Source organism: Mesorhizobium sp. M0292 (assembly GCF_040321695.1).
GTDB lineage: Bacteria > Pseudomonadota > Alphaproteobacteria > Rhizobiales > Rhizobiaceae > Mesorhizobium.
Window position 1 is genome coordinate 1 of sequence record NZ_JAMYSB010000016.1, and the last position, 25,911, is coordinate 25,911.

Here is a 25,911-nt window from a genome sequence, read left to right on the forward strand (position 1 = left end):
GCTCGGGCACTGTCGACATCGTCTTTGCCAACAGCCACGAGATCAAGTCGCTCTACCAGACAAAATCCTTCGACGAGGCGCTGGCTCAGATCCGCAAGGACTGCAAGATTGCCGCCGTCACCCGTTCCGAAAAAGGCTCGGTGATCGTGCGCGGCGACGAGACCGTGGTCATCGAGGCGACCGCCATCAAGGAGTTGGTCGACACCACCGGCGCCGGCGACCTCTACGCCGCCGGTTTCCTGCATGGCTACACGCAGGGCCGCAACCTCAAGACCTGCGGCGACCTTGGCTCGCTGGCGGCCGGCCTGGTGATCCAGCAGATCGGCCCAAGGCCAAGGCAGAATTTGCGCCGCGAGGCGGAAGGGGCTGGGTTGCTGTAGATGCGCCGGCAACTAACCAGCCGCCCTACTGACGCGATGACCGCAGTGGCGGAACTGTGTCAAAGCTCGCTGATAGCGACAGCCATTCGCTTCGGAGAACTGACCCATGCTGCTGCCGTGAAGCTCGCTGGAGGAGCGGTGCAAGGCTGCCATGACGGCATTCACCGTCATCCAGATCGTCACCAGCATTTTCCAGAAGCTCAGCTTGGGGAAGGCCAGTAAGGTTCCTGAGGTAACGGAGAACTCGCGGCGTCCGTCGGACTGACTTGCGATCACGTCCCACGATGCCGAATGCGGGCAGCAGACTGAATATTTCACAATGCTAGACAAAGGCGTAAAAGCGCGATCACATAACGACATAAACATTTCGTTATGCGTCATTGACAAAAGAGCGAACTGCTGTGATTGTCTGCGTGTCGTGGTTCTCGCGTGCGGCGCTGCCGCAGCGGAGCTAAGAGGGAAGCCGGTGCGATGCCGGCGCTGCCCCCGCAACTGTTAGCGGCGAGCCAACACACGTCACTGAGGCGAATACCCTCAGGAAGACGGGTAGAGGCTATGACCCCGCGAGCCAGGAGACCTGCCACGCGAATTACGTCCACGGGCGGGGTGTCTCGGTGGCCGCTGCAACCCGGCGTTGATGCCGGCCTGCTAGCGCCTTCCTTGTCACCGACGCCCCAATCATCGGGGTATGACATGACTGTCTCTCAGCAAATTCCTGTAGCAACGCTCGGCGTGCCGCGCTTCGGTCGTCGGCGAGAACTGAAATTCGCGCTTGAAAGCTACTGGTCCGGAACATCGTCCGCTGGCGACCTTCTCACGACGTCGAAGGCGCTCCGTGCCGCTAGCTGGGAAGAGCAGCGCGATCGCGGCGTGTCGAAAATCCCGTCGAACGACTTCTCGCTTTACGACCATGTGCTCGACACCGCAGCCATGGTCGGGGCCGTTCCATCCCGTTACGGCTGGAATAGCGGCGAGGTCCCACTTGACATCTACTTCGCAATGGCGCGCGGCAACCAGGGTCAGACGGAGGATTGTGGACACGCTGGTTACCAGGAGGAGGCTCATGGACCTGGTGTAACCGCGATGGAAATGACCAAGTGGTTTGACACCAACTACCACTACATTGTGCCGGAACTCGATGATGATCAGACGTTCGCCCTCTCGTCATCGAAGCCGGTCGATTACTTCCTCGAGGCTAAAGCTCTCGGCATTCACACACGCCCAGTCATCCTTGGACCCATCACCTTCCTCAAGCTGGCGAAATCGCCTGCCGAGGGGTTCGGTCCCATCGCGCTCCTACCGCGGCTGCTGCCGGTTTACGAGCAGCTTCTGGAGAGGCTGAAGCTGTCGGGAGCCGACTGGGTGCAGATCGATGAGCCAGCGCTTGTCCTCGATCTGAACCCGAACGAACGAGCTGCGTTCGAATTCGCCTATGGCCAGCTGTCGAAAGCAGCGCCCGAGCTGAAGATCATGCTGGCTACGTATTTCGGGTCGCTGGGAGACAATCTCGAAACCGCGATTTCTCTGCCCCTGGCCGGCCTGCATATTGATCTCGTGCGCGCTCCCGAGCAGCTGGAAACGGTGGCTCGGCTCGCTCCGAAGGATCTGGTGCTCTCGCTTGGCTTGATCGATGGCCGCAACGTCTGGCGTGCGAACCTGCCCGCCATTCTCGACCGCATCAAACCGATCGTCGCCGGCTGGCCCTTGGACCGCGTCGAGATCGCGCCTTCTTGCTCGATGCTGCATGTGCCGATTGATCTGCGCATGGAGACGGAACTCGACGCGGACATCAGGTCGTGGCTCGCCTTCGCGGCCCAGAAGACCGACGAGCTGGTCTTGCTGGCCCGGGCCCTGTCCCAAGGCAGGGATGCGGTGGCAGGCGCGTTGAAAGCGTCTGCCGAGGCTGCCGCCACGCGCGTGACATCCACGAGGATCCATGACCCGCTTGTTCAGGGGCGGATCGCTAGCATTGAGGACAGCGCGAAGCGACGAGAGAGCGCTTTTGGCGAGCGCTCCAGAGTCCAGGCCGGCTCACTCGGGCTGCCGCCGTTCCCGACGACGACCATCGGGTCCTTCCCGCAGACGCCGCAGGTACGCAAGGCGCGGGCCGCTCATGCGAAGGGCCAGCTGAGCTATGTCGACTATGAGACGTTCCTGAAGAAGGAGATCGAGGCTGCAATTCGCTGGCAGGAAGAGATCGGGCTGGACGTGCTGGTGCATGGTGAGTTCGAGCGAAACGACATGGTACAGCATTTCGGCGAGCAGTTGTCCGGCTTCGCGCTCACCCAGCATGCCTGGGTACAAAGCTATGGGTCGCGCTACGTGCGTCCCCCCATCATTTTCGGCGACGTATCGAGGCGCAATCCGATGACAGTGCGCTGGTGGCAATTCGCCCAGTCGCTTACGGAAAAGCCCGTGAAGGGAATGCTCACAGGCCCAGTCACCATTCTCAACTGGTCTTTTGTTCGCGACGACGTACCCCGCTCCGAAGCCTGCCGCCAGATCGCGCTCGCCATCCGCGACGAAGTGACGGATCTCGAAAGATCCGGCGCAAGGATGGTCCAGATCGATGAGGCCGCGTTTCGCGAAGGATTGCCACTGCGCCAATCTGACTGGAAAGTCTATCTCGACTGGGCTGTCGAATGTTTCCGGATCGCTTCAACGGGTGTAAAGGACGCGACTCAAATTCATACCCACATGTGCTATTCGGAGTTCAACGAGATCATTCACGCGATCGCTGGAATGGATGCGGATGTCATTTCGATTGAGACGTCGCGCTCGAAGATGGAACTGTTGGACGCCTTCACGAGCTCCAAATATCCGAACGAAATCGGTCCTGGCGTCTATGATATTCACTCACCACGCGTCCCGGAAGTCGGCGAGATTTCGGACTTAGTCATGCTTGCCCGCGAGCGACTGTCCGACGGCCAACTGTGGATAAACCCGGACTGTGGCCTCAAAACACGCAAATGGGAGGAGGTCCGCCCTGCCCTCATTAACATGGTCGCTGCAGCACGCGCGCTCCGGCAGAAAGTGCAGGCGTGAGGCTTCTCTTCCTCACCGTGTGGGGAGTTGCCGGCTGGCGGATGTCGGCCGGGAATATGCCAAACCGATCACACTCTTGGAAATGAGCCACTCGGCGGAAATGTGCAATTTCCCTACGGCACGTGTCTTAATCCCGCAGAAATATAAATGTGGCACTACGCTATAATATCGGTTCCTTGGGGACATACAGGCCCCGCGCCTCGAACAAATCGGACACGCGTCGTTTCTCAAAGTAGACTGCTTGGCGCGTTCGCTCAGGCAGCGACAATATATGGTGCTGCGTCTGTCCGCCCCCAGTTGATCGCGCAGACTACGGGCGAGGTGGCAGGGTCCGGGTATCGCTAGCGTCCCGCCAATTCGGAGATGGACGTCGCAATTCGTGTCGCCAAGTAAAAATCGCCAATCATTTTCGATTGCGAGTCCGCAGCCAGTTGGCCCTTATTTTCCTGAGATCTGCGTTACAGGCCGGGGCGTTGTCGCCGTTTCTGAGGGTAAGATGGGATAGGCGACGTCAGGTGCCTCTCCGGTCAGCGAGTTGAGGAAGGCAACAAGCAGGTCAACTTCTTCGTCCGCCAGTACTACGCCGAGCTGGGTGGTCCCCATAATGGCGACGGCCTGTTTCAGATCCCAAACCTTGCCCGTATGAAAGTATGGCGCGGTGAGTGCAACGTTGCGCAGCGGCGCCACGCGGAAGACATAGGAATCGTCGGCTGCATTGGTGACCTCAAATCGGCCCTTGTCTTTGTCCGGCAGGACTTCGGCGCTGGGCCGTTCCACGAGGCCGAATGGGTAATAGGCTTGCCCACCAACGTTGATGCCGGCATGGCAGGACGAGCAGCCTTTGTCCATGAAAAGCACCAGGCCCTGTTTCTGTTCGGAAGTCATGGCAACCTCATCACCATTCAGGAAGCTGTCGAACGGGGCAGGTGTGACCAGTGTCGCCTCGAAGGCTTCGATCGCCTTGGCGAAGTTGTCGAAGGTGACCCGATCGGCTTCAGCCGGAAAAGCTGCATCGAACCACTCGACATATTGCGGCATGGACTTGAGAGTGGCGATGAGTTGGCCCGGTGTATTGGCCATTTCGATCCCGGCTTGGACCGGTCCCTTCGCCTGAGCCTTCAGGTCTTCGGCACGACCATCCCAGAACTGGGCGATGTTGAAGACAGCGTTCAGTACAGTCGGCGCGTTGCGCTGTCCCTTCTGCCAACCATGGCCAATCGAGGTTTCGTGATTGTCGTCGCCGCCGGTGGCCAGGTTGTGGCATGAATTGCACGACAAGACGCCTGACGCCGAGACGCGTGGATCGAAGAACAGTGCCTTGCCGAGAGCGATCTTTTCCGGGGTGATCGGGTTGTTGGCGACTGTCGGCGTGGTGGATGGCAAAGCCGTGAAGGTGGCCAATGCCGTATCTCTGAGGTCGGTGGGGATCGAATCCGCAGCAAAGGCGGTGGGTGCCAGCAAGGTGACAGCCATCGTACTGAATAGGATTTTCATAATTGGTCTTCCTGCGTCGTCCACGCAGCCATTATGCGATCTGCGGCTCATGAACGCCCTGAGCTAGATCAGCTTGAGGGAGAGGACGGGGTCTCACACCTGTTTTCGCAGCTGAGCTGGGACCCTCTTGGAAGGATCGCTCTTCTCGATTGGACTTCAGGGAGGAGGGGTATCCCTGGTCGGCAACCGGTTGTATGCATCAAAGCACGCCCTGAGGGCGGCTTCGTAGATTCGGTCACTGCGATCTTCCAGCCAAGGTTGAGAAAGTCGACAGCATCCGCAAGACTGGCAATCTCTTGCACGATGTGCGCTGCACGCCTTGCGAAAAGTGAGCTTCTGAAACGTCAGGGTTCATTCGTTCCTCCTGACCTGCTGATTACGCAATCGGCCTTGTCGACACCCGCCGACTGCACATTGTGATGTCACCAGCGATGGCGGTTTCAACACCTAAGCAGCGACGGTCTATACGACAGTATGGATCTCGTATCGGAATAGGCGTTCCGCCTTGGTGGACCGTCACACCGGCATATAGCTCCGCTTCTACGAACATCCCATCACGCCAGGAAAGACATGGCCAACACGCGCAGTATCGCCAATCTAGCCCTTTGTGTCGACGGCGCCGCGCTTGAGCAGGTCCACCCGCTGTAACTGCCTCACCTTGATCCACAGATCCTAGGCGCCGACCACGTTGTCGTCATCATTTGACGGGCGGGGGGCATTGGCCCATAAGCGAGCCAACGCAAACTGTGCGGTTGCCAATGCGTACTGAAGTGAATTGCAATGATCTTCGGTTTGCGAAACACGCACTTCCGACGCAGCTTGCGTTGACAGAGGCGGTTTTAGGCGCAATAGCACTTCCGCTGACCTATTTAGTGGAGTTCCATTGTGGTTCGGCCAAGGGCGCGGGGCGCCGGACCGGCCACTTGTAAACCTAATCAAAGAGAGAGAGACCCTGCATGGAAGAAATCTTACCGCGCATCGCCACTGGTGCCGGCATCGGCCCGGCTCTCGCAGAGAAGGCCGTTGGGTTAATGCTGGGTTTCCTGCGGAGCCACGCGGCCGACGGTCCCGGCGCGCGCATGATCGAGGCCATTCCGGGAGCTTCGGAATTAGTAGCGAAGTATCATGGCGACGACCCAGAGGGTGGCGGCCTTATGGGGCTCGGGCAGCAATTGATGGGTGAGGGTCTCAGCATGGCAAAGATCGCCGCCCTCGCCAACGAGACGATCGCCTGCGCCAAGGAACATGCCGGCGACGAACTCGTGGACGAGGTCCTCAATTCCGTTCCTGGCCTTCCCCAGTTCGTCTGATCAGCGGCAGCCGGGGGCGCATGACCTTGTGCGCCCGTGCCGGCCCGTCTGCGCAGCAGGCATTCTCCGCCGAGCGCTCCGCACCGATCTCGCCAGACCACCAACCGCCGGGCACGCGAAGCGAGCGTTGGATTAATTCATTCGTCTGTTGCAAAATCAACTTCAGGCGATTCGATGTGTATAATTTCTGGCGGTAAGGGTTTATCCTGAACGCTTTCGATGAAGCCCGCGAGATAAGCAAACGTATTGTATTTCTCGAGGACTAGCCGCTTCGCCTCTCTTATTGCGCCGCGACGTTCCTTCCAGAGGTCTGAGTTGATGATTTCTTGAATTTTTTGGGTTACGTTCTTGTCCTCTGGGTCAATCAGAACCATAGAGTCCGAAGGGAAGAACCTCGTGATTGCTGGGCTGCCGTAATAGATCGGCATTGTTTCAGCAACGAAGCAGTCCATAAGCTTCTCTGTAAAATAGTAGTCAGCACGAGTATTCTCGAACGCTATACTGTAACGGTAAGGTGCGAGTGCGTTCCATTTATCTCCAATCAGCCGAAAACCTCGGCCGAACAGGTCAAAATCGAGCTCCTTTCTCAGCCGTTCCAGAAACGCCAGCCGATATCGATGTCCTTTTAGCAGGGCGATGTTACTGGTAATCCATGAGAGCCGAAGCGGCTTATCCACGACTTCGCTGACCAGAAGTTGGTCATATGTCTTGTTTACAGACCAAGACCGAGTGATAGGTGGAGACAAAACGAATCGGCGCGCTGCATTCTGCCGAGCAGCCAGCTCTTCGTCAGACGTCAGGACGATAGTATTCTTCCCCTGCCCTTCATGAAATGCACGATGAGCTTTCGTCGGCGGTTCGCCGATTGCAAAGATTGTCCTGTTTGGGCTCGCCTCGATATCAACAGGGAGCCCAAAAAGAGAAGCAGAGTTAAAGACAATATGCCAATCGGGCACGAAGGATGTAGTGCGTACAAAAGCGACGTTGTTCCAGATTCCACTGCCCTTTGGAGTGAGATGGTGGATTGCATCATCCAAAACGCCCCAAGAATCTAGACATGTAGCAACAATGGGCGCCGGGCGTTCCGTCAACAATTTGGCCGACAAAGCAGTTCCACTCCCTTCAGTCGTGAAGGTACTCAATCGCCATTCAGGATTGCGGTAACATCGGCCAGCATAAACCTTCCGGGACCTGCTGTCGAGGCAATTGTCGCTTTGCACTTGACCAGGTTCTTCCTCGCTTCGTGTGGTGATCAGGCCGGCTGAGTGGCAGCATGCGTGCCTAAGGAGTTCGCAGCCGGCGCTGCCTAATGGTACGTTTGATCGTCTTCAGGCGGTTGATCAGCCCTTCCGCCTCGGCCGCTCTCCACGGCAGTTCAATGGCATCGCGAACGGAGTCAACGTCACGGCGTAGGACCAGACCGAAACGCGTGTTGGCGATGAGCCGGGTGACGCCAAGTCGATCGAAGTGCCGAGCTTGCCCAACTCACAGGCCCCGCAAAATGCCGCGGAAGGGCATGGCAAGCCTGCGCATAGTGGCAAACTCATGTCATCCCTGCTTCAGGACGTCGACCTTTCTGGCCTGGTTGATCGTCAGCACATCACGAGGCTTCATGCAGAGGGCCTCGGCGACTACCGGCGAGATCACACGGCCGGTCGCGGCATTCTGTATGAGGACGCGTCGCTGGCTGGTTGATGCATATCATTGATGCAGGCGGCTCACTGTCCTTGCCCGGCCTCTCGGCGCGGCGCCAACTTGCGAGAAGCCGCTCCAGATTCGAGAAGCTGCCGGTCGCCGCGCTGTTTGATATCCTGGAACAGGTGTCATCCGCAGCCATTGCCGCCTCTCCAGGACCGGCTAAGAAACGCCTCGAAATACATTGATGTCCTAGGTTTATCAGCGGCGGTTCCCAGCCCCTTTGCAAGAGCGGCTCACCGGCGATGAACTTACATCACTTTGGCCATTGCCAATGAACGTTTGTTCCATCGTCCCTGACGCCCACCATCAAGCGACCACTATCGCTCGATTTCACAGTCCAAAGAAGCAAAGCGAGACAAAAACAGCGCGCTTAGCCTCGAGGCTACTAGCGACTTCGGCGCTAAGTTAGAGCGGCACGCGCCACGCACCTCGGCAGGGTCGCCAACAACGAGTGGCTCAGCGGTCACGCCGCGAAATATGGCGCATCGATGTCGCTTCTGGACGAGCATTGGCAATAACGCAGTCAGAGACATTGTTGCTTTCAGCGGCAACCGGCCCTATGAAGCGACGCTTCGCTGACTATGTTTCACCCCTGGAGAGTTTCATGACAGAAGAAGCCGGAAAAAACGTCGACACCCTCATTGAGCTTGCCGCCGACGTCGTGTCGGCCTACGTGTCCAACAATCCGATCCCGGTGGGGGATCTCCCTGCCCTCATCGGCCAAGTGCATGCGGCTCTGAGAGCGACGGCCGGAGGTATCTCTGCACAAGAGCCGGTTGCCCTTACGCCTGCAGTCCCGATCAGGAGGTCGGTGACACCGGACTACATCATCTCCCTTGAAGACGGGAAGAAATTCAAATCTTTAAAGCGCCATCTGTCGACCCACTATGGGCTGACGCCGGGTGAATATCGGGCCAAATGGGGCCTGCCGGTGGATTATCCCATGGTGGCGCCGAACTACGCCGCGAAGCGTTCGTCACTGGCGAAAACGATGGGGCTCGGCCGCAAACCGAAAGCGCCGAAAGAGCCGGAAGCGCCGGTGCCGACGAAGCGAACTCGCAAGAAGGTCGCGGCTTGATTGCGGCAATTGAAATTCCTTCTGCAGCGTTGCAGCCGTCGGCTTAATCTGGGCGTCGCATAAAAAAGGCGGGGCCAACCCCGCCTTCCTTTCCAACAACTTGTTTCATGAGGAATTCGCGACCCATGCAGCAATCTGCTGCCCTCACTTTTGCTCGTCCCTATCGAGCGGCAGTGAGCACTTCCGGGCCTACACGCCCACTCTTGCGACTTCGCAGGAGAAAATTTCAACCAGCTTTGCTCAGGCTGCCAGCTGAGGACTTGCCAGTGCGGCGGTCCTGCTCGATCTCATAGTTGATCTTCTGGCCGTCAGCGAGGGTCGAGAGGCCCGCGCGTTCGACAGCGGAAATGTGGACGAAAACATCCGGACCGCCATTGTCGGGCTGGATAAATCCAAACCCCTTGGTGCTGTTGAACCACTTTACCGTTCCAGTCGTCATATACTTGTTCCTTCTTCTACAATGCAACGTGGACAGGCCATTAGGCCTGTCCGAGTCATAGCCGAGAGTTGGGCGCAGCAAAAAGCGAAAAATTGTTAAGCCCCGATCAGCTGGCGCACCCCATTGCGGGCGTAGCCGCCAGCAAGCACTGTCCCACACTACCGCTCGAGCGTGGCCGGAAGCGCCCAATTTCTTCCAACGCTCTTCAGCGCCACGTCGATGGCTCGTGTTTGGAGGCGCGGGACGTAAGGCCGACCGCTCGTGCCGCCAGGTCAAAAGGCCGGGTAGTTCACGGAGCTGCCTTCGTGCATAACACCAGGGGATCGCCTTAAGGAGTTCGAGTTGGATTGTTTCAAGAGGGTCGAGGGGTTGATCGATGCGACCAGCGTGGAAGCGATCGATAGCGCGCGCGTTTTGCTGGACCAGTTCAAGGGCAAGTCAGAAACAATCGCCCAAGCGATTGACGACTTCCTGCTTGATTTCATGACCTTGCTGTTTGTGGTAGAAGCCACCCGCGAGCAGTTCCACAATCCGGCGAGGCGGTTAGCGCGCATCAGATTGAGCAAGGTCAGGCTGTTACTCACGCGATGCTCTTGACCTAAGCGACCACTCGCCAGGGTGCATTTGCAGCCGAGCGCACCAGGCGGTATTTTATGCACATGAAACCAATCGCGACCGCTAAATTCTGCTGTTTGGTTCCCATGGACGACGGCAAGCGCGGACAGCTTCCGTGCTGCTGTCCTGCAGCGGCAAATGTGCTGCATGCCCCCATCCAAGGCGAGCTCGACGTTTGTTTCTTACGTTGACCAAGGTCCCGCGAAAACACTCCCCTTTCCGCAGCAACTCATCACTGTTCAACCGCCTCGCGGCAGGCCATCACGCCAGAAGACAGCAACGGCGTCGTTTTCCCGCCCAGTCCTACGACCTCGTTTTCCAGCGCCTCGCGAATGTCGCCACCCGCCGTTTTTTTCAGGTCCGTCTTCGCGCGCGAGCTGGGTCCGCGCCCACTTAGCTACGCTGCTCACGCCTTCTACCCTTCAGCCGCCCGGTCTGACTGTCGAGGACATCGGTCCGCTGGAGCGACAACATTTCAATTCTGACCGTCGGTGCAGCGGCCTTCGAAGCGCATCCCGTCCCCCTTCCCCAGCAGCGCGCCCAATCGTCTTCCAATGAAGAAGATATTCTCAGCCGTGCTCGCGTCGCCTTCAGCCCTGTTCGATGGCCCACAATGTCGGATGCACAACATGTCAGACTGACTTGTCCACATGCCTCGAATGTTTTCTGATCTGGCACGGTGCATGCGTGGTCGTCCGCAAGGCGTCGCGGATCAAGGAAAATCCCTCCAATGACCATCCCCCCAAGAACACCGCCGCCGGTCTCCTGGGCTCATCCCAAGATGAGGCTCGAGTGAGCCTTGGCCGCATGATTCATCTGGCTCGGCCTGCCCGCCGAGATCGAAGACGCAGCCCGTTCAGGAAAATGAGGAACAAATCACTGCCTCGAAACTTGCCTTTCCAACCGGAGCCATCGATCGCCCCCTGGCTGCGCAAGGCATTCACTGCCACCGCCCTGGCCCTGGCGACGACCGCTCCGGCTCTGGCCGCCACCGACGGCGGCAAGATTACGGATTTCCTGCTCGATGATGGCATGGAACAGTCGACATGACTCCGCGCAAATCGTCACTCATATGATCTGGCACAAGGTCCGCAGCGCCGACGAGCCACGGGCAAACCCGACCTTGCCCCTTCCCTCGAGCGTCTGATCTTTAGGGCGACGCCCAACCGCGCCGACAGCGAGTTCGACGGAGCCGTCTCAGACAGCGGCTACAATACCGCCCTCATTGCCTATAAATCGCTTTGGGCGAGATCATGGGCTTCGAGGCCGATTGCATGTTCAACCTCATTCTCAACGACGATGATATCGAGACCGAGCGAAACGTGATCCTGGAGGAGCGCCGTTGGCGCAGAGAGACGGACCCTCAGGTCTGGTGGACGAGGAGGTCAACGCGACGTTGCGGCCGAATCAGCCCTACCGCATTCCGGTGAACGGCTGGACGCAGGAGATGAAGAAGCTGAACGGCACCGATCGGTTCACGATGTGCAACGAATACCGCCGACCGAACAACGCCGTGCTGGTGGTGGCCGGCGACGCAGAGCCTGAGACGGTGAAGGCGCTGGCCGCGAAGACCTATGGCAAGGTTGCGCGCGGGCCGGATCTGCCACCGCGCAACCGACCGGTCGAGCCCGACTAGTAGAACCGCTAGGCGTCTTGTAGCGTCTCCCTCCCACTTGGGTACCGTGGTCTGCTAGCTGTATGGCCGAGGCCCTATAAGGAACCTTTACGTCCGGAATACACACCCCACCTGCTATATACACCTGCTGCGTTGAGGAGGAATCCGGTATTGCCCCTGTGCCCGCCGATGATCCGTCACCTGCGATCCCCTGACCTGTTTGGACCCATCGATCGCCTGCCGGCACTTGGCACGCGGATGGGCGAGCGGACATTTGAGGTTCTCAACCCGTCGACCGGCGAAGTGCTGGCAGAACTACCCGATATGGGTGTCGAGGAGACATGCGCTGCGATCGACAAGGCCTATGTCGCGCAGCCTCGATGGGCAGGGTTTACCGCACGTGAGCGCAGCGACGTTCTATGGCGATGGCATCAGTTGATCATCGACCACGCCGACGATCTCGCTGCAATTCTTACTGCGGAGATGGGCAAGCCGCTTGCGGAAGCCAAATCGGAGATATCGCATGCTGCGGCGTATCTGCAATGGTATGCCGAGGAGGCAAATCGGGTCTATGGCGAGACGATCTCCGCACCATCGGCCGACCGCCGAATGCTGGTGATCAAGCAGCCCATCGGGGTCGTCGGCACGATAACGCCATGGAATTTCCCGGCCTCGATGGTGGCGCGCAAAATCTCCCCAGCCTTGGCGGCGGGCTGCACGATCGTCCTCAAGCCCGCTGAACAGACGCCGCTCGTGGCTGGAGCAATGTTCGCCCTCGCCCATCAGGCAGGCTTTCCCGAAGGCGTCGTCAACCTGATCTACGCATCCGAAGGTGACGCGGTCGGCCGCGAACTTTGCACAAATCCCAAGGTCCGCAAGATCAGCTTCACCGGGTCTACTGAGATCGGGCGCTTGCTCATGCGCCAGTGCTCAGACCAGATCAAAAAAGTCAGCCTAGAGCTCGGCGGCAATGCACCTTTCATCGTTTTCGATGACGCCGATATCGATGCCGCGGTGGACGGTGCCATCCAGGCGAAGTACCGCAATGCCGGCCAGACCTGCGTTTCAGCGAACCGCCTTTACCTCCAGTCGGGCGTTCACGACGAGTTCGTCGAGAAATTCGTTGAACGGGCTCGCCAGCTTCAAGTTGGTGACGGTTTCGCGCTCGGAGTGGACATAGGACCCCTCATCGACAAGAAGGCTTTGGCCAAGATTGAGTCCCATATTGCCGATGCCGTAGCTAAAGGCGGCGCAATTCGATGCGGGGGCAAACGCATCGGCACGAATGGCACGTTTTTCCAACCAACGGTCCTGACCGGTGTCACCAGCGAGATGACCGTCGCGCGCGAAGAGACATTCGGGCCGCTCGCACCGATTATTCGCTTCAAAGATGCCGATCAGGTCGTGCGTGATGCCAATGAAACGATCTACGGCCTCGCGGCCTATTTTTATGCCTCTAACCTGAAGCGTGTCTGGCGTGTCGCCGAGGCCTTGGAATATGGAATGGTCGGGGTAAATACCGGCCGGATGTCTTCGGAAGCGGCGCCGTTCGGTGGGATAAAACAGTCCGGGATCGGGCGGGAGGGATCCCGCCATGGCCTCGAGGACTACCTCGAAATGAAATATCTCTGCATGGGCGGCATCTGAAGCATCGGCTTGGAGGATTCACAGACGGGGTAGCCTAGCGAGCGATCTCCAAATATGTGAATTGTAGGATCGATCGGGAACTGAGGGGCGGCTCCGTACCCGAGCAACACGCATTCCTGAGGAGCGCCTCTCGACGAGACAAGCGTCTGCATGTCGGCGAAGACGGCGCGCAATGTACGGAGGATACGCTTGCGATTTAGTGGCCCTCGCCGACTATCTACAGGCGACGGGCTGTCGTTGCGCGGGTATGGTTGGAAGCTTGTGCACCATAGCTTCGTGAACGCTGGTTTTCGTGGGCAGAATTTGACCTGCCATATTCCGATTGTCAGTAGCTCAGTTGTTGTTCGGCCGACGGCCGCGCGGTACAGGCTCGGACAGAACCGAAGATACCATCAGGCAGGCATTCGCATTGGTGATCGGCGCACGATCCAGGGCGCCAGTTTGACCAAGCGGGTCGAACCGCATGACAGCCTTTACCGGCTGGAGGACGGAAATCCCGATGCCGAAGAGGATGGTCAGCGCAGTCGAGCCCACACAGCATTTGCGGCACGAACAGCAAGGGCTGGGAAGCGATCGGCCGGCCGGTCCTCCAAGGCGCAGGTCAGGGTTGTCGACGACGCGTTGGTTCAGGTCCGCTAATCTGGTCTCTATCGTTTGATAGCGGCTTTGATTGCCGCGCATCTGGTCGAGATTGGGATAGCTCACTGATGCATCTTTGGGCTCATAGTGCTTCCTCCTCATCAAGATGAGGATTGCCGGATTTGGCGTAGAACACCAACACGGGTCCGAGATCAAAGCGCGTCCCGGGCGCAAGGCGCTGGACGGACCGGGGCCATGTTTCGATTGAGACGCCATCGATGCCTCGCGCCAGCGTTCTGGCGAATCGGGGCATCAGCGGAGCGAGTGTCAGTGCCAGGATCGCAGCGGCCGTCGTCTGAAGAGCTAGCGAAGTCCGATTGCGGGCGGGATAGAAACGTCGCGCCGCCGCATAGTTTCGCGCCCGACGGTACATCACGCAATCGCGCACGAATTCGCAGACCTGAGCGGCCGCGCGCCGGACCGAGAAGCCTTCGTCCGAATATGCCCGCTCCATCGCCGCGCGATAGATCTCTATCCGAGCAAAAAAGGCGCGGTCGACTGGGCTCCAGTCGCCTGCATCGGGTACACGGCCGGCAAAATCCTGCTTGATTTCCTGGTCCAACGCATCAAGCCAGTTCAGCCAAATCCCTTGGAAGACCTCCTTCTCGGTGCGGCGCAGCCCGTCCAGCGTGAAATCCGTCCGCTCCCCTTCCGGGCGTGTCAGGCCCAAATGGAGGCGCACGACGTCGACTGTCTTTGGGCTCAGAACGTCCTTGCCCCAGACCGCGTGGCGGCAGCTGGTTGAGAACTTCTTGCCGTCGAGCAGGTAGAACTCGTTGACGTGATAGCGGATTCGCGGCGTCCAGTGGGAGAAGACCTCGGAGTAAAGAGCGGGGTAGAGTAGCGCGTGGTAGAAGGAATTATCGAAGCCGAAGAAATGGACAATCTGCCAATCGCTGCCGGGCACCTCCGCCTTCCAGTCGCGACCCAGCGAGCGGCCGAGCGCCTGGATGTTGTAAAGAAAACCGAAGGCCATCTCCGGCCAGACCCAGATCACTTGCCCCGGGAACCCTTCGGCCGGCAGGCCCCAGTCCGAGGGGTGGGTAATGGGGACTGAAAATTCGCCGCGTTGGCGTAGGCGCGCGAAGAGATCCAAGATGCGTAGCGGGACGCCTGATGACCTTAGATGCCGGTCGATATTGTCGTAGCAGCGCTCCAGGGCAAGTTCCGGACGGCGGAGGGAGCCGACCAGCGGCGCTTCGGCAGACTGCCGTGACCGCGCTGCACCCAGGTCGTGGCAAAGGTTTGGGGCGCCGCATTCCTCGCAGATGTTGCCAGCGGCGGAGCCGCCGCAATCGGGGCAGAGGCCTCTAACATCCGGCTCATAAAGATAGTCGCCTGTCACAGCATCGAAAAGCGCAGGGCTCTGGCGCAGATCTACCGCCGTGCTGCTCAGAAGAGTTCGGAAACACGCAGCTTGAAATTCGCTGTAACCGTCATCGCCCATTGTGGCTTGGAAGCTGTGGACGTCACAATCGAGAAGTGCGAGCGTGGCGCGAATCTCGTCGGAATAGTAGCGCGCCACGTTTGCAGGCGTCCATTGATCGGTAGCGGCGCGTGTCGCGACGTAGCTCTGGTAATCGTCGCTTCCGGTCAGGTGATACGCCTCGACTCCTTTCATGCGCAGGAAACGGGTATAGACGTCGGCGCCGAAATAGGGGCCAGAAAGATGCCCCAGATGCAGATCGCCATTTGGCGTTGGCGGCGCGGAGAAGACGAAGGTCGGCCCGCGTGGAGCCGTGGTCTTTGCAGCGGCATGAAGGGCGGCCTCGCCGTCTCGCCAGTAGACATCGACGAAATCCAGGTCTTTGATCCCGTCATTGCGCAGCACATGCGCTTCAAAAGGATGGAACAGAATGACGTCGCCGGCCTCGACCGAGATTTCCCCAAGGTCAGTGGTGACCTTGCCCGCACCAGACAGGACCACGAAGGCCTCGATTTCGTCGTGCCGATGGGGCTCGGATGTGACCCCGGGTCCAACCTTTCCGAACGAAAACCCCGTGCGAGCGCTGCCCGTTCCAAGCGTAGCCGTGTCGACACCGAACGCTCGCGACAGCTCCGTTCGAGAAAAGGTGTATTTGCGCATGACAACGAACCTAAGCTTTTGAAGAGTGGGACGGACCTTTGGCTGCCAACGAACAGCCTCAAATGCACTTCATGGAGAGAAACGGCAGCCCGACCCGTTGGCGGCCCGGCCAGGATAGTGCAGCTCTGGGCCGGCAGGCGGGGGGCGACCAAGGGGGGGCGCTAGTCGGGCTGAAGGCACACAGAAGACCGCCTGCAACCACGTCCACAATCCACGTGCCAAAGCGTCCGATGCTCCGCGAGCCCGCAAATCAGACCGCCATACCGTCCGCGCATCTTTGAGCGGTCGATCAGTTTCGTGTGCATGCCTCCGCCTGGCTGCGTGATCTCAATCGCGATAGAAAATGCCATTTGGGGGCTTGAGTTTGTCGAGATCGGCCACTTTGCCCTCGGGCGGGTTAAGGGCGCGCTTAAGCACGTTATATTCAGCGCGGGTCGGTCCACCGGTTGAAGCACGCTGGAACACCAAGTAGAGTGTCCGCCGCGAACGATTGCTTTTGTTCGGTCGTGAGTAGTGCGGTGCGTAATCGTCGAAGATGAAGATGTCGCCAGCCTTCCATACTACGGGTTCCCAGGAGAACATTTCGGCGACTTGAGGATAGATCACCCCACCGGCATCCATGGGAAAGACCCCCTTTTTGTGGTTGCCGGGGCTGAAGAAAAGCCCGCCGTTTTCCGGGTCGGAATCGTCGATGCCTATGGCAACCACCGCATGGACCATCCGGTCGGGGAGCTTGTGTGGAATGTGATAAATGTCCTGATGCGGGAGATAGCCGCCGCTGTCGGGGTAGTGGAAAATAAGCAACTCCTTGAGCCTGCGCGAATCTTCGCCAAGCAAATCTTCGACCGATGACTTTATGCGCTGATCTTCTAATAGCAAACGACGCAATGGATCATGGAAGTCGAGAAAATTCTCGATCTTGGATATGATCTTTCGATTGTCCGTCGTCTTCTCGAACCACATGAGCCATTTATCATCGCTGACATCCCAGCGTGACACATCTTCGACAAAATTAGAGATATCTTCCTGAGCCGCTGGCGCAAAGAAGCTTTCGAGCCTGACGTATCCGTCTTTCTGCCACTTGTCTCTTTGTGTATCAGTCAGCATGCGAAAAGCCTCCTGTTGGAAAGACTGGTTGGTCGGACCCCAATTAGGGCAGTCGGGCGCTGGCAAGTTGCGGTCCACGGAAACGGTCCCATGCATGTGGGACGGCGATGCTAAGTGCCTTCCGCTCCGACGGATTTTTTCCGCAGAAGCTCGGCGCGAGACTGCCTATGTCATGCTCAACCGGGTCCAGGGCTTCGGTAAACTGGGCCGGATCAATCGGTTCACCCGGTCTAGCCGCTACAAGCATCGCTAAAGGCCTGCACCATCCGCTGACCGCCGACCCAGCCATGGCCGCCAAGACCACGGCGCTCTTTCGTGTGAGCGACCTGGTACGGTCTTGACAACCGTAGGGGAAATGCACGCCCGCAGAATAATGCGATGCGCCGCTTGGTCCAAGAACTTGCTCCGTCACGATGATTTCGGAGAAGCCTCCGGCCTTCGCCGCAGCGGAGGCGGACAACGTTCCCAGGATACCACCGCCGATGATCAGAAGTTTACGAGTCATATCCCGCTGCCCATTTCTTCGGCTACGGGGGCGGGCCAGCTCTCGATCGAGGTATGGCTAATGAAGCCAGGATGCTCGGGGTTCGCGCATGGCGCGCGCCCAAGAAGGCTATCGAGGATGCGGCGCGCGCGCCAGGCCAGCAGACTTAGGTTCGGATCGGCCAGGCCGCGCTGCCCGAGGCTCGCGTTTTGTACGAAGATGCGTCTGTCACGCGGTCCGTCCCAGCTCACCGAAAAATCGTCGCGAATAGCTAATTCATTGTCGATATGCTCCAGCCGGTGCGCGATAGGTTCCAAGAAGTCTGGCATCGCGTTCTCGTAACCGGTGGCCAGGATGACGATGTCAGCCGTGATTTCTTCGACCTCGACCATGCCGTGCTGCAGGGTCAGCCTGTGACCCGCGCCGGCGTTCATGCAATGCGAGACGGTGCAGCCCGGCCGCAGTGTGATGTCGGATCGGTTTGGCTCGAAAAATGAGTGGCGGTAGAGCGCCTGATAGATCGCGCGCAACGTGCTTTCTGAAATGCCGTCCGAGGCAAGCACGAAACGCCGCAGGAGCAGCTTACGCTGTGACTCGCTCATCGCCGCGAAACGATCCGAAAAGCAGGGCATGAACAACTCGTTTGTGAACGGGCTGTTGTCCAGAGGCAGGTAGTTTTCGCGCTGCGAGACCCAAGTGATCGAGGCAGGCCGCCGTTCTTTCGGCAGGCCGACAAGGTGCAACATCACCTCGGCTCCCGATTGTCCTCCGCCGACCACGCAGACATGCTTTCTCCGCACCTCAGGGTGGATGTGCAGTAAAACAGATGAGTGGAACAGGTTGCGTCCAGTCCAGCCCTGGAACTGAGGCGGAATTTGCGCCTGCTTGCCAATGCCGACCACGACGTCTCTGGCGCCGAGAACCGCCTTATCCGTCCGCACCCGAAACTCGCCGTCAAAGCGGATTTCGCGCACTGTCTCACCGCCACGCACAAGTGGGTTCCTGTGGAAGACCCAGTTCAGGTATTGTTCGAACTCCACTCTGAGCACGGCTTCGAACTGTGCGTTCAGGAAGTGATACAGACGCCCGTTCTCGTGCAGGAAGTTTACGAAAGTGTAGGCTGATCGCGGATTCACTAGAGTGACCAGGTCCTTGAAGTGGCTGACCTGGAGCTCCGAGGAATCGAATGCACTGCCTGGATGCCAGCGGAAGTCGACCTGCCGATCCAGGAACACCGCCCCTTTCCCAGCTTGCTCGTGTAGCTGACACGCAAGGCTCAAATTGGACGGGCCAGCACCGATCCCAACGCAAGATAACTCCACTGCTTCCTCCTATAGAGTCTTCCCACTAGGCGGCTTGTTCGCGGCGAATACCGGCCGCAGCCACTGGGCCCCCCTCGCGGACGTTCGGAGCACCGGTCCCGACCGGGTTTGCGAGCATTTGTCCAGCGCGTTCGCGTCGTCCAATGTAGACCGGAGCATTCCAGCGCGGTGAAATCGAGGGGTCATGCCGGCGACGTGGGGCAACGACGTATGTCTTTCCGTTCGTCTCGATGCCCGCGTCGCCGTCACGCGAGACGCTTTGCAGGCCCATTAAGGTGTTTGAAGCCGGCCCAATCGCCGGCCCGACCATGACGCGCAGGCCTTTCGGCGGCTTGATGGCAGGCGAGAGCGCAGTGTTCACTACGGCGACGGCATTTTCGGTGCGCATGATCATGGACGACGTCTCGCTGATGCGTTCGCAGGGTCCCATGCATGGGCCGTGCCAGAGAAGGAAACTTTATTAAACAACAGGTTGGCGGATTTGCGATCCTGTCCGACATCCGACATTGAGGGGGACGCTTCAGGGCGGCGCCCGATTTGCACTTCGGTGTCGCCTTTCTCCGAATAGCTAATCGGGCACCCTCTGCATCAGAATACTTCTCCTATGGGGACCAGCGCAGTCTTTATGAACGGACAGTGCAGAACCCTGCGTCTCTGTCGGACAGATCACGATATGCCGTGTCCATCGAGCTCAGCAGTTGCAACAGCTGCCAGATCGTTAGCCCTATCGTCCCGTTGCACTGGCTGGATCCCGACATCCTTGGAGGCCGCGATCATGAAGAGCGACGCAATCTCATGTCCGCCGCGAGGCCTCTCTCATGCGGAAGCAATTCTCTATGTTGGTGTCGGATCGATGCTCTTGACGGGACGCTTGCGGATGGGCGCATGCCCAGACCTAAGCGCATCAATGAGTGCGCGATATGGGACCGACACCCGGAAGAATTGCGTATGACCACTCTGCCGGTTCCAAAAGCACGTGCGCCATTCGGTCCCAGGCGGAGGGATAGGGCCGCAAAGCAGTCTTTTGCGCGCCGGCCGGTGGGCCAAGATGGAGCCATTGTAACTCAGTTATTGATCATCGCCGCCGCGGATTTCTCAGGCTGTGCGTCCGAAGCTCGGCCAGTCTCGCGGTGAGCTTCACTGCTTATTCCGCAGTGCCCACCGAGTTCGCACAGGAGTTCTTATCAGGCGGTCATGGCTGCACTCCTTGTCGGATCTTCGACGATGTCGGACATAAGACATGGCGCCATCAGGGGGATCACATTGTTATGAAACGATTTACTCATTTGGCACGACTCCTGCGATGCTGTCAGCAAAACGCGTTGCGGCAAGGACTGAGGAGAAATCATGCCATGATCAAGCTCACCGAACATGCGGTCGCAGCGGCAAAAAAACAAAGCTCTCCCGAGCCGAAGGAGAACCTTGAAATTGTTTTCCAGTCGAATGCCCCAGACGAGGATTCCTATCTTTGGCTCGAAGATCTGGAACGAGAACGGACACTTGCCTGGGCCGCCAGCCAGCCGGTTAGAACGATGGGGCACTTCGGTGGAACACAGTCGATCGCGAGGCGACGCCCTGATAGCGATCTCCGACTGTCCCGACAAGGTTCCCGTGTTCATGCGTCGCTGTCAGTACCTCTACAGTTCTGGCAAGACGGCCGGAAATCCGCGCGCACCGTGGGCCGGCACCACCATTGCCGCTACGCCGATCCTGCTCGCCACCACGAAGCGGGCCGAACGCGCCCACCCGGGCCAGGCGCGAAAGACGGCCGCGAAGCTGCAGGCCTTTGGTTATCCCGCTTACTTCTAAGTGAGTACAGCTCGATGATTGCGAGCACGGCGCAAATAGAGTGTGCGCGGTCCCACGCACACTGCGCATGAGCGCTCCGCCACAACTCGAGCAAGACTTGTCGTAGTTCAGTGCATCATTTCTGAAGAGCAAGGAGACGATATCATGGCGAGAAACAAAATCCGCATCGCGCGGGGAGTAACAGCGGCCGTTGTCCTCATCGTGATGGGACAGCAGGCCGTCGCGGCGGACCTTGCGCAAGCGGCTAGCGTCCCGAAGGCAGGAGCCTCGGTCACGGAAGCGCCAAGCCCTTGGCAGATCCGGCTGCGTGCGTTGGGGGTCATCACTGAGGATTGGGGTTACGTCAATGCGGTGCCCGGCTCTGGTCTTTCATATTCGGACACAGTGACGCCGGAACTCGATATCTCCTATTTCTTCACGGACAACATCGCTGCCGAGCTCATTCTCGGCACCACCTATGCAAACATCAACGGTCAAGGAACGATCGGAGGGCTTGGCGATATCGGCAAGGTTTGGCTGCTGCCGCCTACGCTCACATTGCAGTATCATTTTGCCGATCTCGGCGCTTTCAAGCCCTATGTTGGCGCCGGCGTGAACTACACGATTTTCTATAACCAGGATGCCGGCAGCGCCAACACTCTCAAGGTTAAGAACACGTTCGGCACAGCGCTGCAGGTCGGGTTCGACTACATGGTGGATCAGCACTGGGGCGTCAACTTCGACGTGAAGAAGCTTTTCCTGAAGCCAGACTTCGACGTCACGGTGGACGGCGCGAAGCTGACGGGCAAGGCCGAGCTCGATCCCTGGTTAATAGGCGCGGGTGTCACTTACCGGTTCTGATAGCGAAAGGCGAAGAAGGCTTGTTGAAGACCTGGACCACGAAGTAAGCGCCCCCTTGGGCAGCCGACCTGAAATGAAGGGCGCATCGTGCGAGCTTAGGCCGCGACGCTTAGGAAAGGTGGGATTGGAGGGCGTGTCTTCACATCTAGAGTAGTGCAGCAACATTGAACGGCAGCACCAACAAGCTCGATCCGATTGGCTTCGGCTCGCCGGCTGATGGTGAAGATCGGCTCTGCACTGATGGCGATGCAGAAAACGGAGAGATGCACGGTCCTTGGCTTGAGACGCTGATAGAGGATGTCGTCCGATTTTCCGCACTCGGGCAGCAGATGATCATCGTCACCTCTGGTGCCGCCGCGGTCGGCTCAAGTCACTTCAACCATCTGGACAGATCTCTGCCAGTTGAGGAGAAACAAACGGCGGCCGCTATCAGTCAGGTTCAGCTCATGCGTGCCTATGAACAGAGTTTTGACCCCGCGCGCGCCCGTTCCGCCCATTTTAGGCACGTTGGCTGCACTTGGTTGCGTGCCGATCTCTCGCGGCTTCGCTCTGAAGCCCATCCGCTCAGGTGAAGACGCTATGATCGTGGATTTGAGGCGTCCGGTTGTCAAAGTGTGGTGACTGCGCCGGATAGGGCTGCGATCGTGTCGGAAATGTCCAGCCGATTACCATCAGCATGAAATTCCGACGAGTTTAAGCTCATTTTTGTCAAGCAATTGCGCTCAAACAATGAGAGAAATTGTCTATATGTCTGCTTGCCGCTTCGCAAATGTGACATAAATTCTATCTGATGACCAAGTATGATGGTCGCGTTAAGGTGTTATATCATTTCTTATTATGCGCTCGATTGCTTTAACGCTCAAGATCATTTACTACTCTATCGAACGTCGCTAATTATTTTATTCGGAATTGTCGTGCAACCGTTCGTTTGCCTCGAAGGAAGTTAAATGTCTGCTGTAGGCGGTGTAAGCAGCGTCCGCGCCGATCGTTCTCGCAACGTCGATCGCATTGGATTCATCGGTACCGGCATGATGGGCCGGCCGATGACCGCCAAGCTCCTGCAAGCCGGCTACTCGGTGAATGTCTACGACATCGATCCCGCGGCTGCGACAGACGTGCTGAAAAAGGGCGCCCGGTGGCATAATGCACCGCGCGACGCGGCCCGCGACTGCGGCATTGTCATTACCTGCCTGCCGCTGCCACGCGACGTCTTCGACAATATGGTGGGCGAGCGGGGCGCTTTGGCCGGAATGCCCCCGGAGAGCATTTGGATCGACACGTCCACCACCGACTACCACAACACGCTCGAGATCGCCCGTCTGGCGGCAGCAATTGGCGTGGATTCGCTAGAAGCGCCCGTAAGCAACCTGTCCCACATGGGGGTCGATTTTGCCAATGTCAGCTTTTTCGTCGGCGGGTCATCGGAGGCCTATGTGCGTTGCGAGGCGGTGTTGCAAACCATGGGAGCCGTCTCCTTCCATGTCGGAGACATCGGTCAAGGCCAATCAGTTAAATTACTGACGAATCTACTTTTCTACACTGCAGCCGTTGCGAGCGGCGACGCGCTCTGCCGAAGCGTGCGGGCCGGGGTTCCAGCGCAGCAGGCGTGGCGGAATTTTGCCGGTTCTTCGGCGAACTCCGTTGCAATCGAGCAATTCGCCCCGTTTCTCCTGGATGGCAGCTACGACCGCTCCTGCACCCTGGAGATCACGGTGAAGGATATGGGCTTGACCGTCCAGCTGGCCAACCAACTGCGCGTGGGACTGCCGCTCGGACGGGCGGTCGAAAAGCGTTTTAGCTTGGCGGGACGGAAGTTCGACCGATACGACAGCCACCTGAGGGTCATCGAACTGGCGGAGGTGGTCTTCGGCGTTCGACTGCAAGTGCCGGGTTATCGCGCGCCATCCAAGTACGGTGCCAACCCCGCGCATCCGCCAGACCAAGAATTCCTGACCGATCCCGTCGGACGGATCAAACCCAAGCTTGAGCATGTGTTTCCGCTCGACGACATCCCGCTCAGTGGCATCCAGATACGGTTGCTCAAGTCTCTGGTCGGTGAGCTCACCCACATCAATCGGCTGATTCTTGACGAGGCGTTTGATCTTGGGCGCGGAATGGGCCTGAGCGATGCCCTGATACACGAGGTTATCACCTGGAGCGTAGGCGCTTCCGCTTGGTCGGACAGCCAAAATGGGCAGTACGACAACAAACATCTTGTATATCCAGCCGCGGCGCTTGCGAAGCCGACGACTATACCGAATCTCATCTGTCCCTGTACGGAGGAACCTGTCATGAACACCCGCGATCAGCAGACGACACTGGAGCAAGCTGCGCGAAAACGCATCAAGGATTCCCATGACCTCGACGGCGACGTCGATCGCTTGACCCACTTCTATCGCGGATGGGCCAGTTCCTACGAGTTGGATGTTGGCCAGGACCGGTACTGCGGGCCGATGATCGTGGCGGAATTGGCGGGCACGGTTCAGACGGCCTATTTGGCCAATGAGCGAGCAGCCATCGCAATCCTGGACGCTGGCTGCGGAACGGGCCTCGTCGGCGTGGAACTGGAACGCCTTGGCTTCCGGTTGATCGATGGGATCGACCTCTCCGAGGCGATGGCCGAACAAGCCCGGCAAACGGGCGTCTACCGCGATGTCCAAGGCGATGTCGACCTTAACGTGCCGCTGCCCGAATACTCCAGTGCGACCTACGATATTACGGTCTGCTGCGGTGTCTTCACGCTCGGTCACATCCGACCGGACGCACTGCGCGAACTTGCTCGCGTCACGCGCCCCAACGGATTCGTCATCGTAAGCACCCGCAAGAGCTATGCGGAGGCCACATCCTTTGAAGATGAGGTGCGGCGTCTGCAGGATGCGGGCGTGCTTGTGACAGCACACTGTCTAAACGACGGCAGATACATCGCGGAGGAGGACGCACACTATTGGGTTTTCAAAGTGACCGACAAAGCTAACGCACCAACGGAGGAGCAGCTATGACCACACTACCGCAAATCTCACTGGCAAAACTGGCAGCCGATGCAACCCGACACGAAGAGCGCGAGCGCCTACGCCTGGCCTGCGAGGAGTACGGGTTCTTCTACCTTGAGCACGGAATCCCAAAGAAACAGATCGCAGAAGCGATCCAGGCTTCCCGGCGTTTCTTCACGTTGCCACAGTCGACAAAGGAACGTTACGGTCACGCCACCCAAGACGTATACCCTGCTACCGCCCGTGGGTACAGTCCGTTGTACGGCGAGGTGCTACATCCCGAGGCTGGCCCCGATCCGAAGGAAATGTTCGACCTAGGAATCGAGAAGGAAGGCGACCGGCGTCCATTTGCTGGTTGCACACGCCTTCCGGATGACGCGGTGGCTCCTGGTTTCGCTCGAAACCTGCTTGCTTTGCAGGCTACTGTGGTCAACGAGGTTGTGCCACAGCTTGGAATGGCACTGGCCGACCTGCTCGAATTGGAAGAGAGCTGGTTCCGACGTCATTTCAGCCCGCCGACGGTCCTGCAACGCGTGATCCGGTATCCATCTAGTGGCGGCACGGCCGGAAAGCATACCGACAATGGGTTCTTCACGCTGCTGCTGCAGGAGGAACTTCCCACGCGCTCCTTGCAGGTGTGGTTCGGGGAGCGCTGGGTGCCGGCGCCGAGCTTGCCCGACACTCTCGTGGTCAATCTGGGCGACATGCTTCAGGCTTTGAGCGATAACCGATTCAAGAGCACACCCCATCAGGTCGTGCATACCGGTCCGACTGACCGAATTTCCCTGCCCTTCTTTATCTATCCCGACATCGACGCTTGCCTGACTTCCCGGCAAGGAAAGCAGACCTTCAGTGTGGCGGAAGTGATGCTGCGCAACTTTGAGTCAATCTGGGAAACCCGGGATGGAGCCGGACGGGCACGAGAGTTGCAATAGGTCGTTCGGTTTTGCCGAACTTTGCACCGCTCAAGTTCGGCAGGTACCCCGGCGTGGAACTATCTCGTTGTCCACGCCCATGGGCGCATCACCGTTCGGGATCATGGAGCGCTACGTATGTCGCAAACGTCGCGAAGCTCACACGTATGCGCAGCCGGCCAGTGGAAGATGGGCGACGCGCCGAAGGATTCATCGAAACTATGATCAAAGCGATCGCGGCTTTGGGGATCGAAATCACCCAAAGAGGTGCGCGACATTCAGAACGCTAAGGGAATGGTGAACGCCCAAAGAGCCAGTAGTGTGGCACAAGCGATGAGCGAAGCCGCGGCCGGCAAATCCGATAAGCCTTGCGCAGAAGCCGCGGGTTCTGGACTGCCC

At 58.6% G+C, this 25,911-nt stretch carries 25 protein-coding genes and 1 riboswitch; of the genes, 15 read left to right on the top strand and 10 right to left on the bottom strand.

From position 1 onward, the window contains the following. The coding region (locus NKI96_RS22335; protein WP_352806193.1) for a PfkB family carbohydrate kinase at positions 1-380 on the top strand (380 nt) is incomplete at its 5' end. A gap of 12 nt (positions 381-392) precedes the next feature. Here the strand turns inward: NKI96_RS22335 and NKI96_RS22340 are convergent. Continuing rightward, the gene (locus NKI96_RS22340) at positions 393-761 is read right to left on the bottom strand and encodes a hypothetical protein (RefSeq protein ID WP_352806195.1); all 369 of its coding nucleotides are present in this window, start codon (positions 759-761) and stop codon (positions 393-395) included. Between the two features lie 21 nt (positions 762-782). Next, a riboswitch (cobalamin riboswitch) is annotated at positions 783-979 on the top strand. Positions 980-1,073: 94 nt separating this feature from the next. On the opposite strand from NKI96_RS22340, the gene metE reads away from it, so the two are divergent. Next, complete coding sequence (gene metE, locus NKI96_RS22345; RefSeq protein WP_352499285.1) at positions 1,074-3,425, top strand: 5-methyltetrahydropteroyltriglutamate--homocysteine S-methyltransferase; 2,352 nt, start codon at positions 1,074-1,076, stop codon at positions 3,423-3,425. A 438-nt stretch (positions 3,426-3,863) separates the two neighbouring features. Here the strand turns inward: metE and NKI96_RS22350 are convergent, their stop codons facing one another. Continuing rightward, entirely contained in the window at positions 3,864-4,919 is a 1,056-nt protein-coding gene (locus tag NKI96_RS22350) for a cytochrome-c peroxidase (protein WP_023724684.1), read from the bottom strand. Positions 4,920-5,875: 956 nt separating this feature from the next. Here NKI96_RS22350 and NKI96_RS22355 point away from each other — a divergent pair. After that, a complete protein-coding gene (locus tag NKI96_RS22355; protein ID WP_023690586.1) occupies positions 5,876-6,229 on the top strand; it encodes a hypothetical protein in 354 nt (117 codons plus the stop codon). Positions 6,230-6,366: 137 nt separating this feature from the next. Here the strand turns inward: NKI96_RS22355 and NKI96_RS22360 are convergent, their stop codons facing one another. After that, a complete protein-coding gene (locus tag NKI96_RS22360; protein WP_196815046.1) occupies positions 6,367-7,371 on the bottom strand; it encodes a glycosyltransferase family 10 domain-containing protein in 1,005 nt (334 codons plus the stop codon). A 552-nt stretch (positions 7,372-7,923) separates the two neighbouring features. On the opposite strand from NKI96_RS22360, the gene NKI96_RS22365 reads away from it, so the two are divergent. Further along, positions 7,924-8,112 (top strand): hypothetical protein, encoded by a 189-nt coding sequence (locus tag NKI96_RS22365; RefSeq protein ID WP_023707827.1) that lies wholly within the window; start codon positions 7,924-7,926, stop codon positions 8,110-8,112. Between the two features lie 419 nt (positions 8,113-8,531). After that, complete coding sequence (locus NKI96_RS22370; RefSeq protein WP_352806199.1) at positions 8,532-9,005, top strand: Ros/MucR family transcriptional regulator; 474 nt, start codon at positions 8,532-8,534, stop codon at positions 9,003-9,005. Positions 9,006-9,231: 226 nt separating this feature from the next. Here NKI96_RS22370 and NKI96_RS22375 read toward each other — a convergent pair whose 3' ends face one another. Beyond that, positions 9,232-9,444, bottom strand: coding sequence for a cold-shock protein (locus NKI96_RS22375; protein WP_023671852.1), 213 nt, complete (start codon positions 9,442-9,444; stop codon positions 9,232-9,234). Between the two features lie 342 nt (positions 9,445-9,786). Here NKI96_RS22375 and NKI96_RS22380 point away from each other — a divergent pair, with 342 nt between their 5' ends. The 4 genes from NKI96_RS22380 (at position 9,787) to NKI96_RS22390 (ending at position 13,321) form a co-directional block, all read left to right on the top strand. Next, a complete protein-coding gene (locus tag NKI96_RS22380; RefSeq protein ID WP_023671853.1) occupies positions 9,787-10,041 on the top strand; it encodes a hypothetical protein in 255 nt (84 codons plus the stop codon). Between the two features lie 705 nt (positions 10,042-10,746). Beyond that, positions 10,747-11,109, top strand: a complete 363-nt coding sequence (locus NKI96_RS32550) for a hypothetical protein (RefSeq protein WP_155927437.1) — start codon at positions 10,747-10,749, stop codon at positions 11,107-11,109. 292 nt (positions 11,110-11,401) lie between these two features. Then, entirely contained in the window at positions 11,402-11,695 is a 294-nt protein-coding gene (locus NKI96_RS32555) for an insulinase family protein (protein ID WP_348625624.1), read from the top strand. 168 nt (positions 11,696-11,863) lie between these two features. Beyond that, positions 11,864-13,321: an NAD-dependent succinate-semialdehyde dehydrogenase gene (locus tag NKI96_RS22390; RefSeq protein ID WP_352806201.1), complete on the top strand. Its 1,458-nt coding sequence runs from the start codon at positions 11,864-11,866 to the stop codon at positions 13,319-13,321. 333 nt (positions 13,322-13,654) lie between these two features. Here the strand turns inward: NKI96_RS22390 and NKI96_RS22395 are convergent, their stop codons facing one another. The 6 genes from NKI96_RS22395 to NKI96_RS22420 all read right to left on the bottom strand — a co-directional run bounded on the left by NKI96_RS22395 (position 13,655) and on the right by NKI96_RS22420 (position 20,578). Next, on the bottom strand, positions 13,655-14,026 hold the full coding sequence (locus NKI96_RS22395; protein ID WP_352806203.1) for a hypothetical protein: 372 nt from the start codon (positions 14,024-14,026) through the stop codon (positions 13,655-13,657). Positions 14,027-14,042: 16 nt separating this feature from the next. Beyond that, complete coding sequence (locus NKI96_RS22400) at positions 14,043-16,046, bottom strand: class I tRNA ligase family protein (RefSeq protein WP_352806205.1); 2,004 nt, start codon at positions 16,044-16,046, stop codon at positions 14,043-14,045. Between the two features lie 327 nt (positions 16,047-16,373). Next, positions 16,374-17,153 (bottom strand): phytanoyl-CoA dioxygenase family protein, encoded by a 780-nt coding sequence (locus NKI96_RS22405; RefSeq protein ID WP_352806208.1) that lies wholly within the window; start codon positions 17,151-17,153, stop codon positions 16,374-16,376. A 501-nt stretch (positions 17,154-17,654) separates the two neighbouring features. Then, positions 17,655-18,959: a lysine N(6)-hydroxylase/L-ornithine N(5)-oxygenase family protein gene (locus tag NKI96_RS22410; RefSeq protein WP_352806210.1), complete on the bottom strand. Its 1,305-nt coding sequence runs from the start codon at positions 18,957-18,959 to the stop codon at positions 17,655-17,657. 25 nt (positions 18,960-18,984) lie between these two features. Next, a complete protein-coding gene (locus NKI96_RS22415; RefSeq protein ID WP_352544106.1) occupies positions 18,985-19,353 on the bottom strand; it encodes a hypothetical protein in 369 nt (122 codons plus the stop codon). 790 nt (positions 19,354-20,143) lie between these two features. Further along, positions 20,144-20,578 carry a hypothetical protein gene (locus NKI96_RS22420; protein ID WP_352806213.1) on the bottom strand — a complete coding sequence of 145 codons (435 nt, stop codon included), beginning with the start codon at positions 20,576-20,578 and terminating at the stop codon, positions 20,144-20,146. Here NKI96_RS22420 and NKI96_RS22425 point away from each other — a divergent pair. The 6 genes from NKI96_RS22425 (at position 20,577) to NKI96_RS22450 (ending at position 25,737) form a co-directional block, all read left to right on the top strand. Beyond that, a complete protein-coding gene (locus NKI96_RS22425) occupies positions 20,577-20,768 on the top strand; it encodes a hypothetical protein (protein ID WP_352544108.1) in 192 nt (63 codons plus the stop codon). The genes NKI96_RS22420 and NKI96_RS22425 overlap by 2 nt on opposite strands. Before the next feature lie 144 nt (positions 20,769-20,912). Then, the gene (locus NKI96_RS22430; RefSeq protein WP_023816337.1) at positions 20,913-21,608 is read left to right on the top strand and encodes an OmpW/AlkL family protein; all 696 of its coding nucleotides are present in this window, start codon (positions 20,913-20,915) and stop codon (positions 21,606-21,608) included. A gap of 164 nt (positions 21,609-21,772) precedes the next feature. Then, positions 21,773-22,180, top strand: a complete 408-nt coding sequence (locus tag NKI96_RS22435; RefSeq protein WP_352806216.1) for an amino acid kinase family protein — start codon at positions 21,773-21,775, stop codon at positions 22,178-22,180. Between the two features lie 375 nt (positions 22,181-22,555). Beyond that, positions 22,556-24,607 (top strand): NAD(P)-binding domain-containing protein, encoded by a 2,052-nt coding sequence (locus NKI96_RS22440; protein ID WP_352806219.1) that lies wholly within the window; start codon positions 22,556-22,558, stop codon positions 24,605-24,607. Continuing rightward, positions 24,604-25,533: a 2-oxoglutarate and iron-dependent oxygenase domain-containing protein gene (locus NKI96_RS22445; protein WP_352656768.1), complete on the top strand. Its 930-nt coding sequence runs from the start codon at positions 24,604-24,606 to the stop codon at positions 25,531-25,533. Before NKI96_RS22440 ends, NKI96_RS22445 begins: the two co-directional genes overlap by 4 nt. A gap of 21 nt (positions 25,534-25,554) precedes the next feature. After that, positions 25,555-25,737: an FMN-binding negative transcriptional regulator gene (locus NKI96_RS22450; RefSeq protein ID WP_352561698.1), complete on the top strand. Its 183-nt coding sequence runs from the start codon at positions 25,555-25,557 to the stop codon at positions 25,735-25,737. Positions 25,738-25,911: the final 174 nt, after the last annotated feature.